Source organism: Mixta gaviniae, assembly GCF_002953195.1.
In the GTDB taxonomy this organism is placed as follows: Bacteria; Pseudomonadota; Gammaproteobacteria; order Enterobacterales; family Enterobacteriaceae; genus Mixta; species Mixta gaviniae.
This window is the reverse complement of sequence record NZ_CP026377.1, coordinates 4,232,287-4,253,079: the sequence shown is the minus strand read 5'-3', so window position 1 is coordinate 4,253,079 and position 20,793 is coordinate 4,232,287. Positions and strand designations below refer to the sequence as shown.

The window sequence follows — 20,793 nt, the reverse complement described above, 5'->3', positions numbered from 1 at the left end:
AATAGCTGCTACACTAGGCGCCTGTATTTGAGAGAGCCTTATGATGAGCGAATTGAAGAACGATCGTTACCTGCGTGCCCTGTTACGCCAGCCGGTAGATGTGACGCCGGTATGGATGATGCGTCAGGCTGGACGCTATCTGCCGGAATATAAAGCCACGCGTGCGCAGGCGGGCGATTTTATGTCGCTGTGCAAAAACGCCGAGCTGGCCTGCGAAGTCACGCTGCAGCCGCTGCGTCGCTATCCTCTGGATGCGGCGATTCTCTTCTCTGATATTTTGACCATTCCCGATGCGATGGGGCTGGGGCTGTGGTTCGAAGCGGGCGAAGGCCCGCGCTTCGCTTCGCCGATTACCTGCCGCGCCGACGTAGACAAGCTGCCGATCCCCGATCCGGAGCAGGAACTGGGCTACGTAATGAACGCGGTGCGTACTATCCGCAAAAATCTGCAGGGCGCCGTGCCGCTGATTGGCTTCTCCGGCAGTCCGTGGACCCTCGGCACCTATATGGTCGAAGGCGGCAGCAGCAAGGCCTTCACCAAAATTAAAAAAATGATGTACGCCGAACCGGAAACGCTGCACGCCATGCTGGATAAGCTGGCCGACAGCGTTACGCTCTATCTCAACGCGCAAATTCGCGCCGGCGCGCAGTCGGTGATGATCTTCGACACCTGGGGTGGCGTGTTGACCGGCCGTGATTACCACCACTTCTCGCTGCACTATATGCATAAAATCGTCGACGGCCTGATCCGCGAACAGGATGGGCGCCGCGTGCCGGTGACGCTGTTCACCAAGGGCGGCGGGCAGTGGCTGGAAGCGATGGCGGCGACCGGCTGCGATGCGCTGGGCCTCGACTGGACGACCGATATCGCCGATGCGCGTCGTCGCGTAGGCGATAAGGTTGCGCTGCAGGGCAATATGGATCCGTCTATGCTTTATGCATCGCCTGCCCGTATCGAGCAGGAGGTGGCGACCATTCTGGCTGGCTTCGGTCAGGGGAACGGACACGTATTTAACTTAGGACATGGCATCCATCAGGATGTGCCGCCTGAACACGCAGGCGCGTTTGTGGAGGCGGTACATCGGCTGTCGGGTCCTTACCACAAGGAGTAGACATGGATATACAGGCATTGCGAGCCGAACAGTTGCAGCGCGCCGCGGAAGTGGTGCGCAATGATGATTTCGATGTGATGCCGCCGCGCCTGATTGGCGGCGCGGACGTAGGATTTGAGCAGGACGGCGAGGTGACGCGCGCCGCGATGGTCATCCTGGAATATCCTTCGCTGAAGCTTGTCGAATATAAGGTGGCGCGCATCGCCACCATCATGCCTTACATCCCCGGTTTTCTCTCCTTCCGCGAATATCCGGCGCTGCTGGCGGCGTGGGAGCTGCTGGAGCAAAAGCCCGATCTGCTTTTCGTCGACGGCCACGGCATTTCCCATCCGCGCCGGCTTGGCGTCGCCAGCCATTTCGGCATGCTGGTGGATGTGCCGACCATCGGCGTGGCGAAGCGCCGCCTGTGTGGTCGTTTCGAGCCGCTGGGCGACGAGCCGGGTTCACAGCAGCCGTTGATGGACAAGGGCGAAAAGATTGGCTGGGTCTGGCGCAGCAAAAAACGCTGCAATCCGCTGTTTGTCTCCACCGGCCATCGCGTCAGCATCGATACCGCGCTGGAATGGGTGCAGAACTGCATGGCGGGCTACCGTTTGCCGGAGCCGACGCGCTGGGCGGACGCCGTGGCGTCGGAGCGCAGTGCCTTTCTGCGCTGGCAGAAGGGTTAGCCGTGCCGCAAGGGCCTTTTGCGTTACACTGCCGCCAGAATGATGCTGAAGAGACCCTATCATGTTACGTAACCCTATCCACCTGCGCCTTGAGAAGCTGGAAAGCTGGCAGCATGTGACCTTTATGGCCTGTCTGTGCGAACGCCTCTATCCCAACTATTGGGCGTTTTGCCAACAGAGCGGCTTCGCCGATGCGCAGCGCTACCGTCGCATTCTCGATCTGATCTGGGAATCCCTGACGGTTAAAGACGCGAAAATCAACTTCGACTCGCAGCTGGAAAAGCTGGAAGAGGCGATCCCGCTGGCGGACGATTTCGACGTCTACGGCGTTTATCCTGCGATCGACGCTTGCGTCGCGCTGAGCGAACTGCTGCATTCACGTTTGAGTGGGGAAACGCTCGAACACGCCATTGAGGTCAGCAAAGCGTCGATCACGACCGTTGCGATGCTGGAAATGACCCAGGCTGGTCGGGAAATGACCGACGAAGAGCTGGGCGAACTGCCGGCGATAGAAGAGGAATGGGACCTTCAGTGGGAGATTTTTCGCCTGCTGGCGGCCTGTGAAGAACGGGACCTGGAATTGATAAAAGGATTACGTTCTGACCTGCGGGAAGCCGCGACAAGTAACATCGGTATAAAAATAGAGCAATAAGGCGATAAAACGTGACTTCACGCCTGAATTGTCGCGCCTAAAGGCTTCACATCCGCCCCCTGTCTGGTCTACATTTGGGGGGCTGAAAAATGTGGCTATCGGTGCGTGCAGGCTGAAGAGTGTCAGAATCTGGCAATTCCCTCGCACTCGATGCTTAGCAAGCGATAAATACACTGTAAGGATAACTTATGAACAAGACTCAACTGATTGATGTAATTGCAGAGAAAGCGGATCTCTCCAAGTCCCAGGCTAAAGCTGCGCTGGAATCCACCCTGGCTGCAATTACCGAGTCTCTGAAAGATGGTGATGCTGTACAACTGGTTGGTTTTGGTACTTTTAAAGTTAACCACCGTGCTGAGCGCACTGGCCGCAACCCGCAGACTGGCAAAGAAATCAAAATTGCTGCTGCAAACGTACCGGCATTCGTTTCTGGTAAAGCACTGAAAGACGCCGTTAAGTAATCGCGTTGCAGTGAAAGGTTTAACGAGGGCGGCAATTATTGTCGCCCTTTTGTTTTTGTGTCGTCTGTTGTCATAACGGAGCATCATGAAGCGGCTATTGGCACTTCTGACGTTGCTGCTGGCAGGTTGCAGCTCGCAGCCGACGCTGCCCGCTTTTACCGCCAGCGGCTATCTGGCCGATCGCGGCGCGGTGCGGATCTGGCGTAAGACCGAAGATCACAGCGTGCATATGCTGACAGTGTTTACGCCGTTTCAGGCGGGCGCGTCGGTTTTCACGCGTTACAGCTGGCAGGATGACAACCTGGTCAGCATTGAACGTCATCTCAGCGGCGCGAAGCCGGACGATGTGACGCTGCGCTTCGACCGCGACGGCGGCCTGAGCTTTATGCAGCGCCAGCTGGCCGACCGGCGTGAAGCGGTCAGCGAGCAGACGGTAGAGCTGTACAAATTTGATGCCCAGCGGATGCTGAAGATCAGCGATGCGCTGCTGGCGGGACGCGTGCTGCTGAAGCAGGGGCGCTGGCAGGGCGACGATAGAGTACAACGCTGTCAGGGCGAAACGGTGACGCCGGCGCTGGATGACAGCGAATGGCAGCGCGTTCGTCTTTGGCCGCATCAGGCAGACGCGACGCTCAGCATCGCCTGGCTGGAGGCGCCGGCGGGTACGCAGCTGTTGCAGGTATCCACGGAGGATGACTGTCAGTGGGAGCCGCAGGAAGCGGATTTTTAAGCGGGCCGGAAAAAGAAAGACGCGGCCCTGCCGGTAGGGCAGGGCCGCGAGAACCATTATTGACGGTTGATGGCGCGATAGCCGATATCGCGGCGGCAGAAGCTCCCTTCCCATGAAATGGGCTTCGCCAGCTCATAGGCGCGACGCTGCGCTTCGGCAATATCTTGCCCCAGCGCCGTTACGCACAGCACGCGGCCGCCGTTCGTTAGCACCAGGTCCTCCTCAAGCCGGGTTCCGGCATGGAATACTTTGCCGTCCGGCAGCGCTTCCAGCGGCAGGCCGTAGATTTCATCGCCGGTGCGGTAGTCGCCCGGGTAGCCGCCAGCCGCCAGCACCACGCCCAGCGCCGGACGATCGTCCCAGCGCGACTCCGCTTCGTCCAGTTTGCCTTCGCAGGCCGCCAGACACATCTCAACCAGGTCTGACTGCAGGCGCAGCATGATCGGCTGCGTTTCCGGGTCGCCGAAGCGGCAGTTGAATTCGATCACTTTCGGCTGGCCATCCTGACCAATCATCAGTCCGGCGTACAGGAAGCCGGTATAGACGTTGCCTTCGGCCGCCATGCCGCGCACCGTCGGCCAAATGACCTCATCCATCACGCGCTGATGGATTTCTGTCGTGACCACCGGCGCCGGCGAGTAGGCACCCATGCCGCCCGTATTCGGACCGGTATCGCCGTCGCCCACGCGCTTATGATCCTGGCTGGTGGCCATCGGCAATACATGCTCGCCATCCACCATAACGATAAAGCTCGCTTCTTCGCCATCCAGGAACTCTTCTACGACGATGCGGTGTCCGGCGTCGCCGAAAGCATTGCCGGCCAGCATATCCCGTACCGCCGCTTCCGCTTCTTCCAGCGTCATCGCGACGATAACGCCTTTGCCCGCCGCCAGGCCGTCCGCTTTGATCACGATCGGCGCGCCTTTGGCATGCACATACTGCAGCGCCAGCTCCACATCGGTAAAGTTCTGGTATTCAGCCGATGGGATGCGGTGACGCGCCAGAAAATCTTTGGTAAACGCCTTGGAGCCTTCCAGTTGCGCGGCCGCGCGGGTCGGACCGAAGATTTTCAGGCCCGCTTTGCGAAACGCATCCACAACGCCTTTTACCAGCGGCGCCTCAGGGCCGACGATGGTCAGGCCGATGTTCTCCTTCTGCGCGAAATCGAGCAGCGCCGCAATATCGGTCGCGGCGATATCCACATTCTGCAGCGCTGGCTCCAGCGCGGTGCCCGCGTTGCCCGGCGCGACGAAGACGCGCTCCGCCAGCGGAGACTGGGCCGCTTTCCATGCCAGCGCGTGTTCGCGCCCACCGTTACCAATAATTAAAATATTCATCTGTTTCTCCGGAAGCGATTAATGGCGGAAATGACGCATATCGGTAAAGATCATGGCGATGCCGTGTTCATCGGCGGCGGCAATCACTTCGTCATCGCGGATAGAGCCGCCTGGCTGGATCACGCAGCTTACGCCAACGGCCGCGGCCGCATCGATGCCGTCACGGAACGGGAAGAACGCATCGGACGCCATGGCCGAGCCTTTCACTTCCAGCCCTTCGTCGCCCGCTTTGATGCCGGCGATTTTCGCTGAATAGACGCGACTCATCTGACCGGCGCCAATACCGATGGTCATATTATCGCGGGCGTAAACGATCGCGTTGGATTTCACAAACTTCGCCACCTTCCAGCAGAAGAGGGCGTCACGCAGTTCCTGTTCGGTCGGCTGACGTTTGCTGACTACGCGCAGCTGGTGGCTTTCCACCATGCCTAAATCGCGGTCCTGTACCAGTAGCCCGCCGTTTACGCGTTTGAAATCCAGCCCCGCCGCGCGCTGCTGCCAGGCGCCGCAGGTCAGCACGCGCACGTTCTGTTTCGCCGCCGTCACCTTCAGCGCCGCTTCGCTGGCGGCAGGGGCGATGATCACCTCAACGAACTGACGGCTGATGATCGCTTGCGCGGTGGCTTCATCCAGCTCGCGGTTAAAAGCGATAATGCCGCCAAAGGCGGAAGTCGGGTCAGTTTTATAAGCGCGCTCGTAGGCGTCCAGCAGCGAGGCGCCCACGGCGACGCCGCAGGGGTTGGCGTGCTTAACGATCACACAGGCAGGCTCGCTGAACGCCTTCACGCACTCCAGCGCGGCGTCGGTATCGGCGATGTTGTTATAAGAGAGCGCCTTGCCCTGCAGCTGCTGCGCGGTGGCGACAGAGGCTTCTTTAATCTCTTCTTCTATATAGAAGGCAGCCTGCTGGTGGCTGTTCTCGCCGTAACGCATATCCTGCTTTTTAATAAAGTTCAGGTTTAGCGTGCGCGGGAAGCGCCCGGACGGGGCCTGGGTCTCGCCGTGATAGGCGGGTACCAGGCTACCGAAGTAGTTAGCGATCATGCTGTCATAGGCGGCGGTATGCTCAAACGCCTTGATCGCCAGGTCGAAGCGGGTTTCCAGTGTCAGCGCGTTTTCATTGGCGTCCAGCTCGGCCAGAATCGCCGGGTAGTCACTGCTCTTTACTACGATGGCGACATCTTTATGGTTCTTGGCGGCGGAGCGCACCATGGTCGGGCCGCCGATATCGATATTCTCTACGGCATCTTCCAGCGTGCAGCCTTCGCGCGCCACGGTCTGGGCAAAGGGGTAAAGGTTAACTACCACCATATCGATAGGAGAGATGTGATGCGCATCCATGATGGCGTCATCCTGGCCGCGGCGGCCCAGGATGCCGCCGTGGATTTTCGGATGCAGGGTTTTAACGCGTCCATCCATCATTTCCGGGAAGCCGGTGTAATCAGAGACTTCTGTTACCGGCAGGCCGGCGTCAGCCAGCAGGCGAGCGGTACCGCCGGTGGAGAGCAGCTCGACGCCCCGGCTGGAGAGAGCCTGAGCGAATTCGACGATACCGGCTTTATCAGACACGCTGAGCAGAGCGCGGCGTACAGGACGACGTTGTTGCATGGTGGTTTTATCCCTTGGCTTTGGTTCGCAAGTAAAGAGCGTTACATCAAGTTTAGGCTTGTTGCGGCATAAACTTCAGGTAACGCCCCCATCCGGGGCGCGCACTAACGTCGGCTGGCATTGTAGCGAAAACGTTTGCGCGATGCTCGCCTAAATTAAAATGCGGGCGCTGTGTGGGTAATTCTGTGGATAACTGCGTATAAACCCCGCTTTTGCTGAGGATTGCAGCAAACAGTCAATTTATCGCAATTTAGCGGTTGCAGCGCCGCGAGAACTCCCTATAATGCGCCTCCATCGACACGGCACAACGGCTTACGCCACGCGGTGTTGAGCGGTTCAGCAGTTCTGAATCGCCGGAGAAAAACTTCCTGAAAAGGGGTTGACTCTGAAAGAGGAAAGCGTAATATACGCCACCTCGCGACAACGGCACGAAACGCCGGTCGCACCGCTCTTTAACAATTTATCAGACAATCTGTGTGGGCACTCACAGGACGGATATCGCAAAAATAATTGCAGTATCAAGTCTCAAGAGTGAACACGTAATTCATTACGACGTTTTTCTTTGAGCATCAGACTTTTAAATTGAAGAGTTTGATCATGGCTCAGATTGAACGCTGGCGGCAGGCCTAACACATGCAAGTCGAACGGTAACAGGAAGCAGCTTGCTGCTTTGCTGACGAGTGGCGGACGGGTGAGTAATGTCTGGGGATCTGCCCGATGGAGGGGGATAACCACTGGAAACGGTGGCTAATACCGCATAACGTCGCAAGACCAAAGTGGGGGACCTTCGGGCCTCACACCATCGGATGAACCCAGATGGGATTAGCTAGTAGGTGGGGTAACGGCTCACCTAGGCGACGATCCCTAGCTGGTCTGAGAGGATGACCAGCCACACTGGAACTGAGACACGGTCCAGACTCCTACGGGAGGCAGCAGTGGGGAATATTGCACAATGGGCGCAAGCCTGATGCAGCCATGCCGCGTGTATGAAGAAGGCCTTCGGGTTGTAAAGTACTTTCAGCGGGGAGGAAGGGATGGCGTTTAATACGCGTCGTCATTGACGTTACCCGCAGAAGAAGCACCGGCTAACTCCGTGCCAGCAGCCGCGGTAATACGGAGGGTGCAAGCGTTAATCGGAATTACTGGGCGTAAAGCGCACGCAGGCGGTCTGTTAAGTCAGATGTGAAATCCCCGGGCTTAACCTGGGAACTGCATTTGAAACTGGCAGGCTTGAGTCTCGTAGAGGGGGTAGAATTCCAGGTGTAGCGGTGAAATGCGTAGAGATCTGGAGGAATACCGGTGGCGAAGGCGGCCCCCTGGACGAAGACTGACGCTCAGGTGCGAAAGCGTGGGGAGCAAACAGGATTAGATACCCTGGTAGTCCACGCCGTAAACGATGTCGACTTGGAGGCTGTTCCCTTGAGGAGTGGCTTCCGGAGCTAACGCGTTAAGTCGACCGCCTGGGGAGTACGGCCGCAAGGTTAAAACTCAAATGAATTGACGGGGGCCCGCACAAGCGGTGGAGCATGTGGTTTAATTCGATGCAACGCGAAGAACCTTACCTGGTCTTGACATCCACGGAATTCGGCAGAGATGCCCTAGTGCCTTCGGGAACCGTGAGACAGGTGCTGCATGGCTGTCGTCAGCTCGTGTTGTGAAATGTTGGGTTAAGTCCCGCAACGAGCGCAACCCTTATCCTTTGTTGCCAGCGGCTCGGCCGGGAACTCAAAGGAGACTGCCGGTGATAAACCGGAGGAAGGTGGGGATGACGTCAAGTCATCATGGCCCTTACGACCAGGGCTACACACGTGCTACAATGGCGCATACAAAGAGAAGCGACCTCGCGAGAGCAAGCGGACCTCATAAAGTGCGTCGTAGTCCGGATTGGAGTCTGCAACTCGACTCCATGAAGTCGGAATCGCTAGTAATCGTGGATCAGAATGCCACGGTGAATACGTTCCCGGGCCTTGTACACACCGCCCGTCACACCATGGGAGTGGGTTGCAAAAGAAGTAGGTAGCTTAACCTTCGGGAGGGCGCTTACCACTTTGTGATTCATGACTGGGGTGAAGTCGTAACAAGGTAACCGTAGGGGAACCTGCGGTTGGATCACCTCCTTACCATGCTGATACCTTCCCGTGTAGTGCTCACACAGATTGTCTGATAGAAAGTATGAGCAAGGCGTCTTGCGAAGCAGACTTCAGTGTCCCCTTCGTCTAGAGGCCCAGGACACCGCCCTTTCACGGCGGTAACAGGGGTTCGAATCCCCTAGGGGACGCCACTTGCTGGTAGTGTGAGTGAAAGTCGCGTACCCAACATATCCTAAAACTGACTCACGAGTCAGCTTTACGATATTGCTCTTTAACAATCCGGAACAAGCTGAAAATTTGAAAGAGCAGCTTCTTGCATAAAGAACTGTTCAGAGTCTCTCAATTTTTCACACCGACACGGTGTCGCAAGACGCCTGTGGGTTGTGAGGTTAAGCGACCAAGCGTACACGGTGGATGCCCTGGCAGTCAGAGGCGATGAAGGACGTGCTAATCTGCGAAAAGCGCCGGTGAGGTGATATGAACCGCTATCAGCCGGCGATGTCCGAATGGGGAAACCCAGTGTGACTCGTCACACTATCGTTAAGTGAATACATAGCTTAACGAAGCGAACCGGGGGAACTGAAACATCTAAGTACCCCGAGGAAAAGAAATCAACCGAGATTCCCTGAGTAGCGGCGAGCGAACGGGGAACAGCCCAGAGCCTGAATCAGCATGTGTGTCAGTGGAAGCGTCTGGAATGGCGCACGGTACAGGGTGACAGTCCCGTACACGAAGATGCATGTGTTGTGAGCTCGATGAGTAGGGCGGGACACGTGGTATCCTGTCTGAATATGGGGGGACCATCCTCCAAGGCTAAATACTCCTGACTGACCGATAGTGAACCAGTACCGTGAGGGAAAGGCGAAAAGAACCCCGGCGAGGGGAGTGAAACAGAACCTGAAACCGTGTACGTACAAGCAGTGGGAGCCTTCTTTATGGGGGTGACTGCGTACCTTTTGTATAATGGGTCAGCGACTTATATTCTGTAGCAAGGTTAACCGTATAGGGGAGCCGTAGGGAAACCGAGTCTTAACCGGGCGCTAAGTTGCAGGGTATAGACCCGAAACCCGGTGATCTAGCCATGGGCAGGTTGAAGGTTGGGTAACACTAACTGGAGGACCGAACCGACTAATGTTGAAAAATTAGCGGATGACCTGTGGCTGGGGGTGAAAGGCCAATCAAACCGGGAGATAGCTGGTTCTCCCCGAAAGCTATTTAGGTAGCGCCTCGTGAATTCATCTCCGGGGGTAGAGCACTGTTTCGGCTAGGGGGCCATCCCGGCTTACCAACCCGATGCAAACTGCGAATACCGGAGAATGTTATCACGGGAGACACACGGCGGGTGCTAACGTCCGTCGTGAAGAGGGAAACAACCCAGACCGCCAGCTAAGGTCCCAAAGTCATGGTTAAGTGGGAAACGATGTGGGAAGGCCCAGACAGCCAGGATGTTGGCTTAGAAGCAGCCATCATTTAAAGAAAGCGTAATAGCTCACTGGTCGAGTCGGCCTGCGCGGAAGATGTAACGGGGCTAAACCATGCACCGAAGCTGCGGCAGCGACACGTATGTGTTGTTGGGTAGGGGAGCGTTCTGTAAGCCTGCGAAGGTGTGCTGTGAGGCATGCTGGAGGTATCAGAAGTGCGAATGCTGACATAAGTAACGATAAAGCGGGTGAAAAGCCCGCTCGCCGGAAGACCAAGGGTTCCTGTCCAACGTTAATCGGGGCAGGGTGAGTCGACCCCTAAGGCGAGGCCGAAAGGCGTAGTCGATGGGAAACGGGTTAATATTCCCGTACTCGGTGTTACTGCGAAGGGGGGACGGAGAAGGCTATGTTGGCCGGGCGACGGTTGTCCCGGTTTAAGCGTGTAGGCTGACTTTCCAGGCAAATCCGGAAGGTTAAGGCTGAGGCGTGACGACGAGGCACTACGGTGCTGAAGCAACAAATGCCCTGCTTCCAGGAAAAGCCTCTAAGCATCAGGTAACAACGAATCGTACCCCAAACCGACACAGGTGGTCAGGTAGAGAATACCAAGGCGCTTGAGAGAACTCGGGTGAAGGAACTAGGCAAAATGGTGCCGTAACTTCGGGAGAAGGCACGCTGGCGCGTAGGTGGAGGGACTTGCTCCCCGAGCCGAAGCCAGTCGAAGATACCAGCTGGCTGCAACTGTTTATTAAAAACACAGCACTGTGCAAACACGAAAGTGGACGTATACGGTGTGACGCCTGCCCGGTGCCGGAAGGTTAATTGATGGGGTTATCCGTAAGGAGAAGCTCTTGATCGAAGCCCCGGTAAACGGCGGCCGTAACTATAACGGTCCTAAGGTAGCGAAATTCCTTGTCGGGTAAGTTCCGACCTGCACGAATGGCGTAATGATGGCCAGGCTGTCTCCACCCGAGACTCAGTGAAATTGAACTCGCTGTGAAGATGCAGTGTACCCGCGGCAAGACGGAAAGACCCCGTGAACCTTTACTACAGCTTGACACTGAACATTGAGCCTTGATGTGCAGGATAGGTGGGAGGCTTTGAAGCGTGGACGCCAGTCTGCGTGGAGCCATCCTTGAAATACCACCCTTTAATGTTTGATGTTCTAACCTGGCGCCGTGATCCGGCGTGGGGACAGTGTCTGGTGGGTAGTTTGACTGGGGCGGTCTCCTCCCAAAGTGTAACGGAGGAGTACGAAGGTCAGCTAATCACGGTCGGACATCGTGAGGTTAGTGCAATGGCATAAGCTGGCTTGACTGCGAGAGTGACGGTTCGAGCAGGTGCGAAAGCAGGTCATAGTGATCCGGTGGTTCTGAATGGAAGGGCCATCGCTCAACGGATAAAAGGTACTCCGGGGATAACAGGCTGATACCGCCCAAGAGTTCATATCGACGGCGGTGTTTGGCACCTCGATGTCGGCTCATCACATCCTGGGGCTGAAGTAGGTCCCAAGGGTATGGCTGTTCGCCATTTAAAGTGGTACGCGAGCTGGGTTTAGAACGTCGTGAGACAGTTCGGTCCCTATCTGCCGTGGGCGCTGGAAGACTGAGAGGGGTTGCTCCTAGTACGAGAGGACCGGAGTGAACGCACCGCTGGTGTTCGGGTTGTCATGCCAATGGCACTGCCCGGTAGCTAAGTGCGGAAGAGATAAGTGCTGAAAGCATCTAAGCACGAAACTTGCCTCGAGATGAGTCTTCCCTGGGGCCCTGAGCCCCCTGAAGGGACGTTGAAGACGACGACGTTGATAGGCCGGGTGTGTAAGCGCAGCGATGCGTTGAGCTAACCGGTACTAATGACCCGTGAGGCTTAACCTTACAACGCCACAGGCGTTTTAAGAAAAAAGAGAGACGCAGTTTTCAGCTTGTTCACCGGATTAGCGCGTGTGGCCCCCGTGGCGGCATGCGAAACAGAATTTGCCTGGCGGCGAGAGCGCGGTGGTCCCACCTGACCCCATGCCGAACTCAGAAGTGAAACGCCGCAGCGCCGATGGTAGTGTGGGGCCTCCCCATGCGAGAGTAGGGAACTGCCAGGCATCAAATCAACGACGGAGCCTCAGCGAAAGCTGGGGCTTTTTCGTATGCGTATTTTGTAAAAAACCTCCTATTTTGCCGGAAAACGGCCCGATTATCCGCCCCGCTAAAGAGATATCCTGTTATCTATTACGGCACGAGATCGCTCACTCATCTAATTTCTGTAACCTGCTCCTGTTTTCATCCTTTAACGGGCTGAAATAGCCTCTCCAGACTCAGGATCGTCTTTTTCCAGGCCTAACCTGCGTTGTAAAGATCCCTCTCATGCGATGGCCTGTTCCCAGTCGTAACTTATTTTCGCTGTAAAGATCCAGGCTCGCGCAATCGCATTTCTGGTCATCGTCATATCCAATTCTTGTTATTCCCGGCCGATGCGCTTTTATACGGAGGGGCGCTATAACCGCAGCAATGCCCGCATCTTTTCACTTATGGCGCTCACGCCTGGCCGCCATTCCCCCTTTTACGCACTCTCAGTTCGCACTTCCTATAACTTTTTTAGCGCTTTTTCGGCGCATTTATACTCTTTATGCCGTCTTGTATGAAACATTTTCAATTTCTGGCTGAAGTCTCGACATTTTACCCGCTACAGGCTATCTTCGGGCATCTGGATGTCTAAACGTATAAACGTATGTAGTGAGGAAAACAGGTTATGCCGATCCGGGTACCCGATGAATTGCCAGCCGTAAACTGTCTGCGTAATGAGAATGTGTTTGTCATGACCCATTCTCGCGCCCGCGTGCAGGAAATCCGCCCGCTTAAGGTGCTGGTATTAAATCTGATGCCGAAAAAGATCGAAACGGAAAATCAATTTCTGCGCCTGCTCTCGAACTCGCCGCTACAGATAGATATCCAGCTGCTGCGTATCGACAGCCGCGAGTCGCGCAACACGCCGATGGAGCATCTCAACAACTTCTACTGTAACTTTGAAGATATCGCGCACGATAACTTTGACGGCCTGATCGTCACCGGGGCGCCGTTGGGTCTGGTCGATTTCAATGATGTCGCCTACTGGCCACAGATCCAGCGAGTGCTGCACTGGGCGAAGGAGCATGTCACCTCAACCCTGTTTGTCTGCTGGGCGGTGCAGGCGGCATTGAATATTCTCTACGGCCTGCCGAAACAGACCCGCGCCACTAAGCTGTCGGGCGTCTATGAACATCAGACGCTGCACCCGCATGCGCTGTTAACGCGCGGCTTCGATGACACCTTTCTCGCCCCCCATTCGCGCTATGCCGATTTTCCGGCCCAGCTGATCCGGGATTACACCGATCTGGAGATCTTCGCTGAGTCTGAGCTGGCCGGGCCTTACCTGCTGGGCAGTAAAGACAAACGCCTGGCCTTCGTTACCGGCCATCCGGAATATGACGCGCTCACGCTGGCGGGTGAATATCAGCGCGACAGCGAGGCGGGATTGAATCCGGTGATCCCCTGTAACTACTTTCCGCAGGACAACCCGGCCCTGCCGCCGCGCGCCAGCTGGCGCAGCCACGGCAATTTGCTGTTCTCCAACTGGCTGAACTATTACGTTTACCAGATCACTCCTTATGACCTGCGCCATATGAATCCGACGCTGGAGTAAGCCTCTTTTCCTTACGCAATGCCGCACGCTGGCCGCGTTTCCTGCCGCGCGATCCTTGTCGGCTTCGCATCCGGCACGCTTCGGCAGGCGCTTGCGCAGAGCATCGGCAGAAACTTTGAGCAGTATAAAAACTATGCCAGACTGTGCCGCAGGCAGCGGCGGAACTATTGAACCAGGTGAGGTAAGAGTGAGTAGCAGAATTGACGCGCTGCATCAGCAGCTGGCGCAGCGCATCATGGTGCTGGATGGCGGTATGGGTACCATGATCCAGAGTTATCGTCTGGAAGAGAACGATTATCGGGGGGCGCGCTTCGCCGACTGGCCGAGCGACCTTAAAGGCAATAATGATCTACTGGTACTGACGCAGCCCGATATTATTCGCGCTATCCATAACGCCTATCTTGAGGCGGGCGCCGATATTCTGGAAACCAATACCTTTAACGCCACCACCGTCGCCATGGCGGATTACCATATGGAGTCGCTGTCGGCGGAGATTAACTACGAGGCGGCAAAGCTCGCCCGCGTCTGCGCCGATGAATGGAGCGCGAAAACGCCGCACCGCCCACGCTATGTTGCCGGCGTATTAGGGCCGACCAACCGCACCTGCTCCATCTCACCTGATGTCAACGATCCCGCCTTTCGTAATATCACCTTTAATCAGCTGGTCGCCGCCTATCGGGAATCGACTCGCGCGCTGATTGAGGGCGGGTCGGATATCATCATGATCGAAACCATTTTCGATACACTGAACGCCAAAGCCGCCATCTTCGCTATCCAAAGCGAGTTTGAGGCGCTGGGCGTGACGCTGCCGCTGATGATCTCCGGCACCATTACTGACGCCTCCGGCCGCACCCTCTCCGGCCAGACAACCGAAGCGTTCTATAACTCGCTGCGTCATGCTGAGCCGCTCTCTTTCGGCCTGAACTGCGCGCTGGGGCCGGATGAACTGCGCCAGTACGTGGCGGAGATGTCGCGCCTGGCGGAATGCTGTGTCACCGCGCATCCCAATGCGGGTCTGCCTAACGCCTTTGGCGAATACGATCTCGACGCTGCGGTGATGGCGGAGCAGATCGGCGAATGGGCGCGTGCCGGCTTCCTGAATATTGTCGGCGGCTGCTGCGGCACCACCCCGGCGCATATCGCCGCCATCGCTCAGGCGGTGGAAGGGGTCGCGCCGCGCGCGCTGCCGCAGGCTCCGGTCGCCTGCCGCCTGGCCGGGCTGGAGCCGCTGAATATCGGCGCCGATTCACTGTTCGTCAACGTGGGCGAGCGTACTAACGTCACCGGTTCAGCAAAGTTCAAACGGCTGATCAAAGAAGAGAAATATAACGAAGCGCTGGATGTGGCGCGTCAGCAGGTAGAAAGCGGCGCGCAAATCATCGATATCAATATGGATGAAGGGATGCTGGATGCGGAAGCGGCCATGGTGCGCTTCCTTAACCTGATCGCCGGCGAGCCGGATATTGCGCGTGTGCCAATCATGATCGACTCCTCGAAATGGGAGGTGATTGAAAAAGGGCTGCAGTGCATTCAGGGCAAAGGCATCGTTAACTCGATATCGATGAAAGAGGGCGTAGAGGCCTTTATCCATCACGCCAGGCTGGTGCGGCGTTACGGCGCAGCGGTGGTGGTGATGGCCTTTGACGAGGTCGGCCAGGCTGACACGCGGGCGCGTAAAATCGACATCTGTCGTCGCGCCTATCGCATTCTTACCCAACAAGTGGGCTTCCCGCCGGAAGATATTATTTTCGACCCGAATATCTTTGCCGTAGCGACCGGGATCGATGAGCATAACAACTACGCGATGGACTTTATCGGCGCCTGCGAAGATATCAAACGCGAGCTGCCCCATGCGCTGATCTCCGGCGGCGTCTCTAACGTCTCTTTCTCCTTCCGCGGCAACGATCCGGTACGCGAAGCCATCCACGCCGTCTTCCTCTATTACGCGATCCGCAACGGCATGGATATGGGCATCGTTAACGCCGGGCAGTTGGCGATTTATGACGATCTGCCCGCCGGGCTGCGCGACGCCGTTGAGGATGTGATCTTAAACCGGCGCGCCGACGGCACCGAGCGCCTGCTGGAGCTGGCGGAAAAATATCGCGGCAGCAAAGGCGCCGATGACAGCACCAAACCGCAGGCGGAGTGGCGCAGCTGGGAAGTGGCGAAGCGGCTGGAGTATTCGCTGGTTAAAGGCATTACCGAATTTATCGAAGAAGATACCGAAGCCGCGCGGCTGGAAGCCGATCGCCCCATCGAGGTGATCGAAGGGCCGCTGATGGCCGGGATGAACGTGGTGGGCGATCTTTTCGGCGAGGGAAAAATGTTCCTGCCGCAGGTGGTGAAATCGGCGCGCGTCATGAAGCAGGCGGTCGCCTGGCTGGAGCCCTATATTCAGGCCAGTAAAGCCGCCGGCAGCAGCAATGGCAAAATCGTGCTGGCGACGGTAAAAGGCGATGTGCATGACATCGGCAAAAACATTGTCGGCGTGGTGCTGCAATGCAACAACTATGAAATCATCGATTTGGGCGTCATGGTGCCGACGGAAAAAATCCTGAAAACCGCCCGGGATGAAAAGGCCGATATTATCGGCCTCTCCGGCCTGATCACCCCGTCGCTGGATGAGATGGTCAACGTGGCGAAAGAGATGGAGCGTCAGGGGTTCACTCTGCCGCTGCTGATCGGTGGCGCTACCACCTCCAAGGCGCACACCGCCGTCAAAATTGAGCAGAACTACAGCGGGCCGACGGTATATGTACAGAACGCCTCGCGCACTGTCGGTGTGGTTTCCGCGCTGCTGTCGCCGACGCAGCACGACGATTTTGTCGCGCGCACGCGCAAAGAGTATGAAACCGTGCGCATTCAGCATGGCCGTAAAAAGCCGCGTACGCCGCCGGTTACGTTGCAGGCGGCGCGCGAGAACGATCTGGCGTTCGACTGGGAAAGCTACACGCCGCCGGTTGCGCACCGGCTGGGGGTTAGCGAGGTGAAAGCATCCATCGAGACGCTGCGCCACTATATCGACTGGACGCCTTTCTTTATGACCTGGTCACTGGCAGGCAAATATCCGCGTATTTTGCAGGATGAGGTGGTGGGCGAAGAGGCGCAGCGCCTGTTCGCCGATGCCAACGCCATGCTGGATCGGCTGAGCGCCGACGGTAGCCTGACGCCGCGCGGCGTGGTAGGGATTTTCCCTGCTAACCGCGTCGGCGACGATGTGGAAATCTATCAGGATGAGTCACGCTCGCAGGTTATCGCCGTCAGCCACCATCTGCGTCAGCAAACGGAGAAGGTAGGCTTCGCCAACTACTGTCTGGCCGATTTTGTGGCGCCGAAGTCCAGCGGCAAAGCGGACTATCTTGGCGCGTTCGCCGTCACCGGCGGGCTGGAGGAAGATGCGTTGGCGGACGCCTGGGATCGCCGCCACGATGATTACAATAAAATCATGGTTAAAGCGCTCGCCGATCGCCTCGCGGAAGCTTTTGCGGAATACCTGCATGAACGGGTGCGCAAAGTGATCTGGGGCTACGCTGCCAATGAAAACCTCAGCAATGAGGAGCTGATCCGCGAAAACTACCAGGGCATCCGTCCGGCGCCCGGCTATCCTGCCTGCCCGGAACATACGGAAAAGGCCGCTATCTGGCAGCTGCTGGATGTAGAGCGCCATACCGGCATGAAGCTAACGGAATCCTTCGCCATGTGGCCCGGCGCCTCGGTGTCCGGCTGGTACTTCAGCCATCCCGACAGCCGTTATTTCGCCGTCGCCCAGCTACAGCGCGATCAAATTGAGGATTACGCGCGGCGTAAGGGGATGACCGTCAGCGAGGTGGAGCGCTGGCTGGCGCCTCATCTGGGTTATGACGCCGATTAAGAGCCGCCGCCCCGGCGGCAACGTATCCGGTGCCTCAGGCGGTGGATGCTTTTGCCTGTTCGTTCGGTGGCAATATCGTCCAGCGCCTCAGGCGGCCCTTATCCTTTTTCCCGTCTGGCCCGCTTTTCGGGGCGGCATCAGCGCTTAACTTTTCGCCTCCGCGCCGCGATTGGTCTACATTTAACACGACTGCCCCGCATTAACTTGCCTGAAAAATAAGCGAAAAGTGCGCCTTTACGGCGCGCGTAAGGGGCCGCGCATCCTTCATTTGTCGCTCTTTCGCCGGGCTGGCGGCAAATGCGGTTAAGGCCCGGCATGTAGGAGTCGATTGTTGTGTTAACCCTGCTTAATTTACTTTCCGCCGTCGCGCTGCTGGTGTGGGGCACCCATATCGTGCGCACCGGCATTATGCGCGTCTACGGCGCGGATCTGCGGCGCGTCCTCAGCCGCAGCGTAGAAAAAAAACCGATGGCGTTTATCGCCGGCATCGGCGTGACGGCGCTGGTGCAGAGCAGCAACGCCACCACGCTGCTGGTCACCTCATTCGTGGCGCAAAATCTGGTCGGGCTGACGCCCGCGCTGGTGATCATCCTCGGTGCCGATGTCGGCACCGCCATTATGGCGCGTGTGCTGACGTTCGATCTCTCCTGGCTGTCGCCGCTGTTTATCTTTTTCGGCGTGGTCTTCTTTCTCGGCCGTAAGCAGACGCGCGCGGGTCAGCTGGGCAGGGCGAGTATCGGCCTTGGGCTGATCCTGCTGGCGCTGCAGCTGGTGGTTGAAGCGGCGCGCCCCATCACCGAAGCGTCGGGCGTTAAAGTGATCTTCTCTTCGCTTACCGGCGATATCATGCTGGATGCCTTAATCGGCGCGGTGTTTGCCATTATCAGCTACTCCAGCCTGGCGGCGGTGCTGCTGACGGCGACGCTGACCGCCACCGGCGTTATCTCTTTTCAGGTGGCGCTCTGTCTGGTGATCGGCGCCAACCTCGGCAGCGGGCTGCTGGCGATGCTCAACAACAGCGGATCCAATGCCGCAGGCAAACGCGTCGCGCTCGGCAGCCTGCTGTTTAAGGCGATCGGCTGCGTCATGGTGCTGCCTTTCGTGCATGTGCTGTCGCCCTGGCTGGATAAGCTGCCGGTCAACGACGAAGAGCTGGTGATCTTCTTCCACGTTTTCTACAACCTGATCCGCTGCGTGATCATGGTGCCCTTTACCGATCCTATGGCGCGGCTGTGCAAACGGCTGATCCGCGACGATCAGGAAAACGATGCCCGCCTGAAGCCGAAGCACCTCGACCGTAGCGCGCTGGATACGCCCGCACTGGCGCTCGCCAACGCGGCGCGCGAAACCCTGCGCATGGGCGATGTGCTGGAGTTAATGATGGATAACTTCAGCAAGGTGATCCACGGCGAGCCGCGTCAGGAGCGTGAAATTCAGCGGCTGGATGACGATGTGGATGTGCTGTATACCGCCATCAAGCTCTACCTGGCGCGGATGCCGAAAGAGGATCTGCCGGAGGAGGATTCGCGCCGCTGGGCTGAAATCATCGAAACCGCCCTCAACCTGGAGCAGGCGGGAGACATTATCGAGCGTATGAGCGGCGATGTGGCCGACAAGTCGCTGGCCGCGCGCCGGGCCTTCTCGCCGGAAGGGGTAAAAGAGCTGGATCTGCTGCATGAACAGCTGCTGAATAACCTGCGTCTGGCGCTGTCGGTTTTTCTGTCGCGGGATATCGCCAGCGCGAAACGGCTGCGCCGCGCCAAACACCGTTTTCGCATTATGAACCGCCGCTTCTCCCATGCGCATGTCGATCGGCTGCATCAAAAAAACGTGCAGAGCATCGAAACCAGTTCGCTACATTTGGGGCTGCTGGGAGATATGAAACGGCTGAATTCCCTGTTTTGCGCGGTGGCGTACAGTGTACTGGAGCAGCCGGATGATGAGCGGGACGAAGAGTAACAGGGCGCCGGCCTGCGCGGCCGGCGCCTGGCCTTACGGGCGTTTCACCGGCTTGCCGGACCAGTAGCCCGCCAGCAGCGAACCGGAAAGGTTATGCCAGACGGAAAACAGCGCGCCGGGCAGCGCCGCCAGCGGCGAAAAATAGAGTTTGCCCAGCGTCGCCGCCAGCCCGGAGTTCTGCATCCCCACTTCCAGCGCCAGCGTACGGCAGGTTGATTCGTCGAAGCCGAACAGCTTGCCGCCCCAGTAGCCGCCAAGCAGGCCGATTGCGTTATGCATTACCACCGCGGCGATCGCCACCAGGCCCACCGAGCCGATAAAGCTCTGGCTGCCGGCCACCACCGCACTGATGATCAGCAGAATGCAGACCATGGAAAAGGCGGGCAGCCAGGGTTCGACGCGCTTCACCAGCCGGTTGAGGGTATGGTGAACCAGCAGGCCGAGCGCAATGGGGATCGCCACAATTTTAATGATGCTTAGCAGCATGCCCACCACGTCCACTTCCACATGGGTATCGACATAAAGGCGCGTCAGCAGCGGCGTGGCGAACACGCCAACCAGCGCGGAAACCGAGGAGATGGTCACCGACAGCGCTACGTCACCTTTCGCCAGATAGATCATTACGTTAGAGGCGGTGCCGCTCGCCACGCTGCCGACCAGAATCATGCCGGCCGCCAGATCGGGCGGCATCTGAAACAGCTTTGCCAGCAGCCAGGCGGCCAGCGGCATCACCAGATAGTGCAGAAAGGTGCCGGCGATAACCGGCGCCGGACGCACCAGTACCCGTTTAAAATCATCGATATGCAGCGTGACGCCCATGGCGAACATGATCAGCATCAGCAGCCATGAGACCCAGGGACCGATGCCGATAAAGGTACCGGGGGAATAGCAGGCCGCCGCGGAGAGCAGAAGCGCCCACACGGGGAACAGCCGGGTAATTTTGGCGAGCATAGCCAGACTTCCTTATAAGAATGTGATGGAGGTTTGCCACGGATAACCCTCGCTTTCGCCCGGAACGTGGGCAAAAGAGAGTGAAAAATCATAGCATTACGCGACCGGGGGTAAAGGGCGGCGGAACGCCGCCCGAAAAAAGCGTGTTTAACTCTTCTTTTACCGCGAAAAACGGTCAACCAAACCGTCTGCTGCGCCGTCAGCCAGCCGAATTAACCAGAACGACGGCCGGGCCGATGCGCCGCTGGCGCTGGCCGCCTGGCTG

The 20,793-nt window shown here is 57.6% G+C and carries 11 protein-coding genes, 1 tRNA gene and 3 rRNA genes; 12 read left to right on the top strand and 3 right to left on the bottom strand.

All coding sequences use genetic code 11. The features are described 5' to 3' along the window. The first annotated feature begins 43 nt into the window (after positions 1-43). The 5 genes from hemE (at position 44) to C2E15_RS19880 (ending at position 3,622) form a co-directional block, all read left to right on the top strand. Positions 44-1,111, top strand: a complete 1,068-nt coding sequence (gene hemE, locus C2E15_RS19900; RefSeq protein WP_104959241.1) for a uroporphyrinogen decarboxylase — start codon at positions 44-46, stop codon at positions 1,109-1,111. 2 nt (positions 1,112-1,113) lie between these two features. After that, the gene (gene nfi / locus C2E15_RS19895) at positions 1,114-1,779 is read left to right on the top strand and encodes a deoxyribonuclease V (RefSeq protein ID WP_104958823.1); all 666 of its coding nucleotides are present in this window, start codon (positions 1,114-1,116) and stop codon (positions 1,777-1,779) included. Positions 1,780-1,840: 61 nt separating this feature from the next. Next, positions 1,841-2,431, top strand: a complete 591-nt coding sequence (locus C2E15_RS19890) for a YjaG family protein (RefSeq protein ID WP_104958822.1) — start codon at positions 1,841-1,843, stop codon at positions 2,429-2,431. A gap of 188 nt (positions 2,432-2,619) precedes the next feature. Next, on the top strand, positions 2,620-2,892 hold the full coding sequence (hupA, locus tag C2E15_RS19885) for a nucleoid-associated protein HU-alpha (protein WP_038629805.1): 273 nt from the start codon (positions 2,620-2,622) through the stop codon (positions 2,890-2,892). Positions 2,893-2,977: 85 nt separating this feature from the next. Beyond that, positions 2,978-3,622, top strand: a complete 645-nt coding sequence (locus C2E15_RS19880) for a DUF1481 domain-containing protein (RefSeq protein WP_104958821.1) — start codon at positions 2,978-2,980, stop codon at positions 3,620-3,622. Positions 3,623-3,678: 56 nt separating this feature from the next. Here C2E15_RS19880 and purD read toward each other — a convergent pair whose 3' ends face one another. After that, complete coding sequence (purD, locus tag C2E15_RS19875; protein WP_104958820.1) at positions 3,679-4,959, bottom strand: phosphoribosylamine--glycine ligase; 1,281 nt, start codon at positions 4,957-4,959, stop codon at positions 3,679-3,681. 18 nt (positions 4,960-4,977) lie between these two features. Then, positions 4,978-6,567: a bifunctional phosphoribosylaminoimidazolecarboxamide formyltransferase/IMP cyclohydrolase gene (gene purH / locus C2E15_RS19870; protein ID WP_104958819.1), complete on the bottom strand. Its 1,590-nt coding sequence runs from the start codon at positions 6,565-6,567 to the stop codon at positions 4,978-4,980. 579 nt (positions 6,568-7,146) lie between these two features. Between purH and C2E15_RS19860 the strand changes: the two genes are divergently transcribed. The 7 genes from C2E15_RS19860 to C2E15_RS19830 all read left to right on the top strand — a co-directional run bounded on the left by C2E15_RS19860 (position 7,147) and on the right by C2E15_RS19830 (position 19,577). Continuing rightward, positions 7,147-8,687, top strand: a 16S ribosomal RNA gene (locus C2E15_RS19860). Between the two features lie 85 nt (positions 8,688-8,772). Beyond that, positions 8,773-8,848, top strand: a tRNA-Glu gene (locus C2E15_RS19855). Positions 8,849-9,044: 196 nt separating this feature from the next. After that, positions 9,045-11,952, top strand: a 23S ribosomal RNA gene (locus C2E15_RS19850). 102 nt (positions 11,953-12,054) lie between these two features. Then, positions 12,055-12,170, top strand: a 5S ribosomal RNA gene (gene rrf / locus C2E15_RS19845). Together the 16S, 23S and 5S rRNA genes with 1 tRNA gene alongside form the textbook arrangement of a ribosomal RNA operon. Positions 12,171-12,817: 647 nt before the next feature. After that, positions 12,818-13,747 carry a homoserine O-acetyltransferase MetA gene (metA, locus tag C2E15_RS19840; protein ID WP_104958818.1) on the top strand — a complete coding sequence of 310 codons (930 nt, stop codon included), beginning with the start codon at positions 12,818-12,820 and terminating at the stop codon, positions 13,745-13,747. A 187-nt stretch (positions 13,748-13,934) separates the two neighbouring features. Further along, the gene (gene metH / locus C2E15_RS19835; protein ID WP_104958817.1) at positions 13,935-17,618 is read left to right on the top strand and encodes a methionine synthase; all 3,684 of its coding nucleotides are present in this window, start codon (positions 13,935-13,937) and stop codon (positions 17,616-17,618) included. 333 nt (positions 17,619-17,951) lie between these two features. Further along, positions 17,952-19,577, top strand: a complete 1,626-nt coding sequence (locus C2E15_RS19830; protein WP_104958816.1) for a Na/Pi cotransporter family protein — start codon at positions 17,952-17,954, stop codon at positions 19,575-19,577. A 33-nt stretch (positions 19,578-19,610) separates the two neighbouring features. On the opposite strand, the gene panS is transcribed toward C2E15_RS19830, so the two are convergent. Further along, positions 19,611-20,528, bottom strand: coding sequence for a ketopantoate/pantoate/pantothenate transporter PanS (gene panS, locus C2E15_RS19825; RefSeq protein WP_104958815.1), 918 nt, complete (start codon positions 20,526-20,528; stop codon positions 19,611-19,613). Positions 20,529-20,793 lie beyond the last annotated feature (265 nt).

What these genes read in the sequence shown, in the direction of transcription:
- hemE (WP_104959241.1), top strand. Translation starts at nt 44, where the DNA reads ATGAGCGAATTGAAGAACGATCGTTACCTGCGTGCCCTGTTACGCCAG.
- nfi (WP_104958823.1), top strand. Translation starts at nt 1,114, where the DNA reads ATGGATATACAGGCATTGCGAGCCGAACAGTTGCAGCGCGCCGCGGAA.
- C2E15_RS19890 (WP_104958822.1), top strand. Translation starts at nt 1,841, where the DNA reads ATGTTACGTAACCCTATCCACCTGCGCCTTGAGAAGCTGGAAAGCTGG.
- hupA (WP_038629805.1), top strand. Translation starts at nt 2,620, where the DNA reads ATGAACAAGACTCAACTGATTGATGTAATTGCAGAGAAAGCGGATCTC.
- C2E15_RS19880 (WP_104958821.1), top strand. Translation starts at nt 2,978, where the DNA reads ATGAAGCGGCTATTGGCACTTCTGACGTTGCTGCTGGCAGGTTGCAGC.
- purD (WP_104958820.1), bottom strand. Translation starts at nt 4,959, where the DNA reads ATGAATATTTTAATTATTGGTAACGGTGGGCGCGAACACGCGCTGGCA.
- purH (WP_104958819.1), bottom strand. Translation starts at nt 6,567, where the DNA reads ATGCAACAACGTCGTCCTGTACGCCGCGCTCTGCTCAGCGTGTCTGAT.
- metA (WP_104958818.1), top strand. Translation starts at nt 12,818, where the DNA reads ATGCCGATCCGGGTACCCGATGAATTGCCAGCCGTAAACTGTCTGCGT.
- panS (WP_104958815.1), bottom strand. Translation starts at nt 20,528, where the DNA reads ATGCTCGCCAAAATTACCCGGCTGTTCCCCGTGTGGGCGCTTCTGCTC.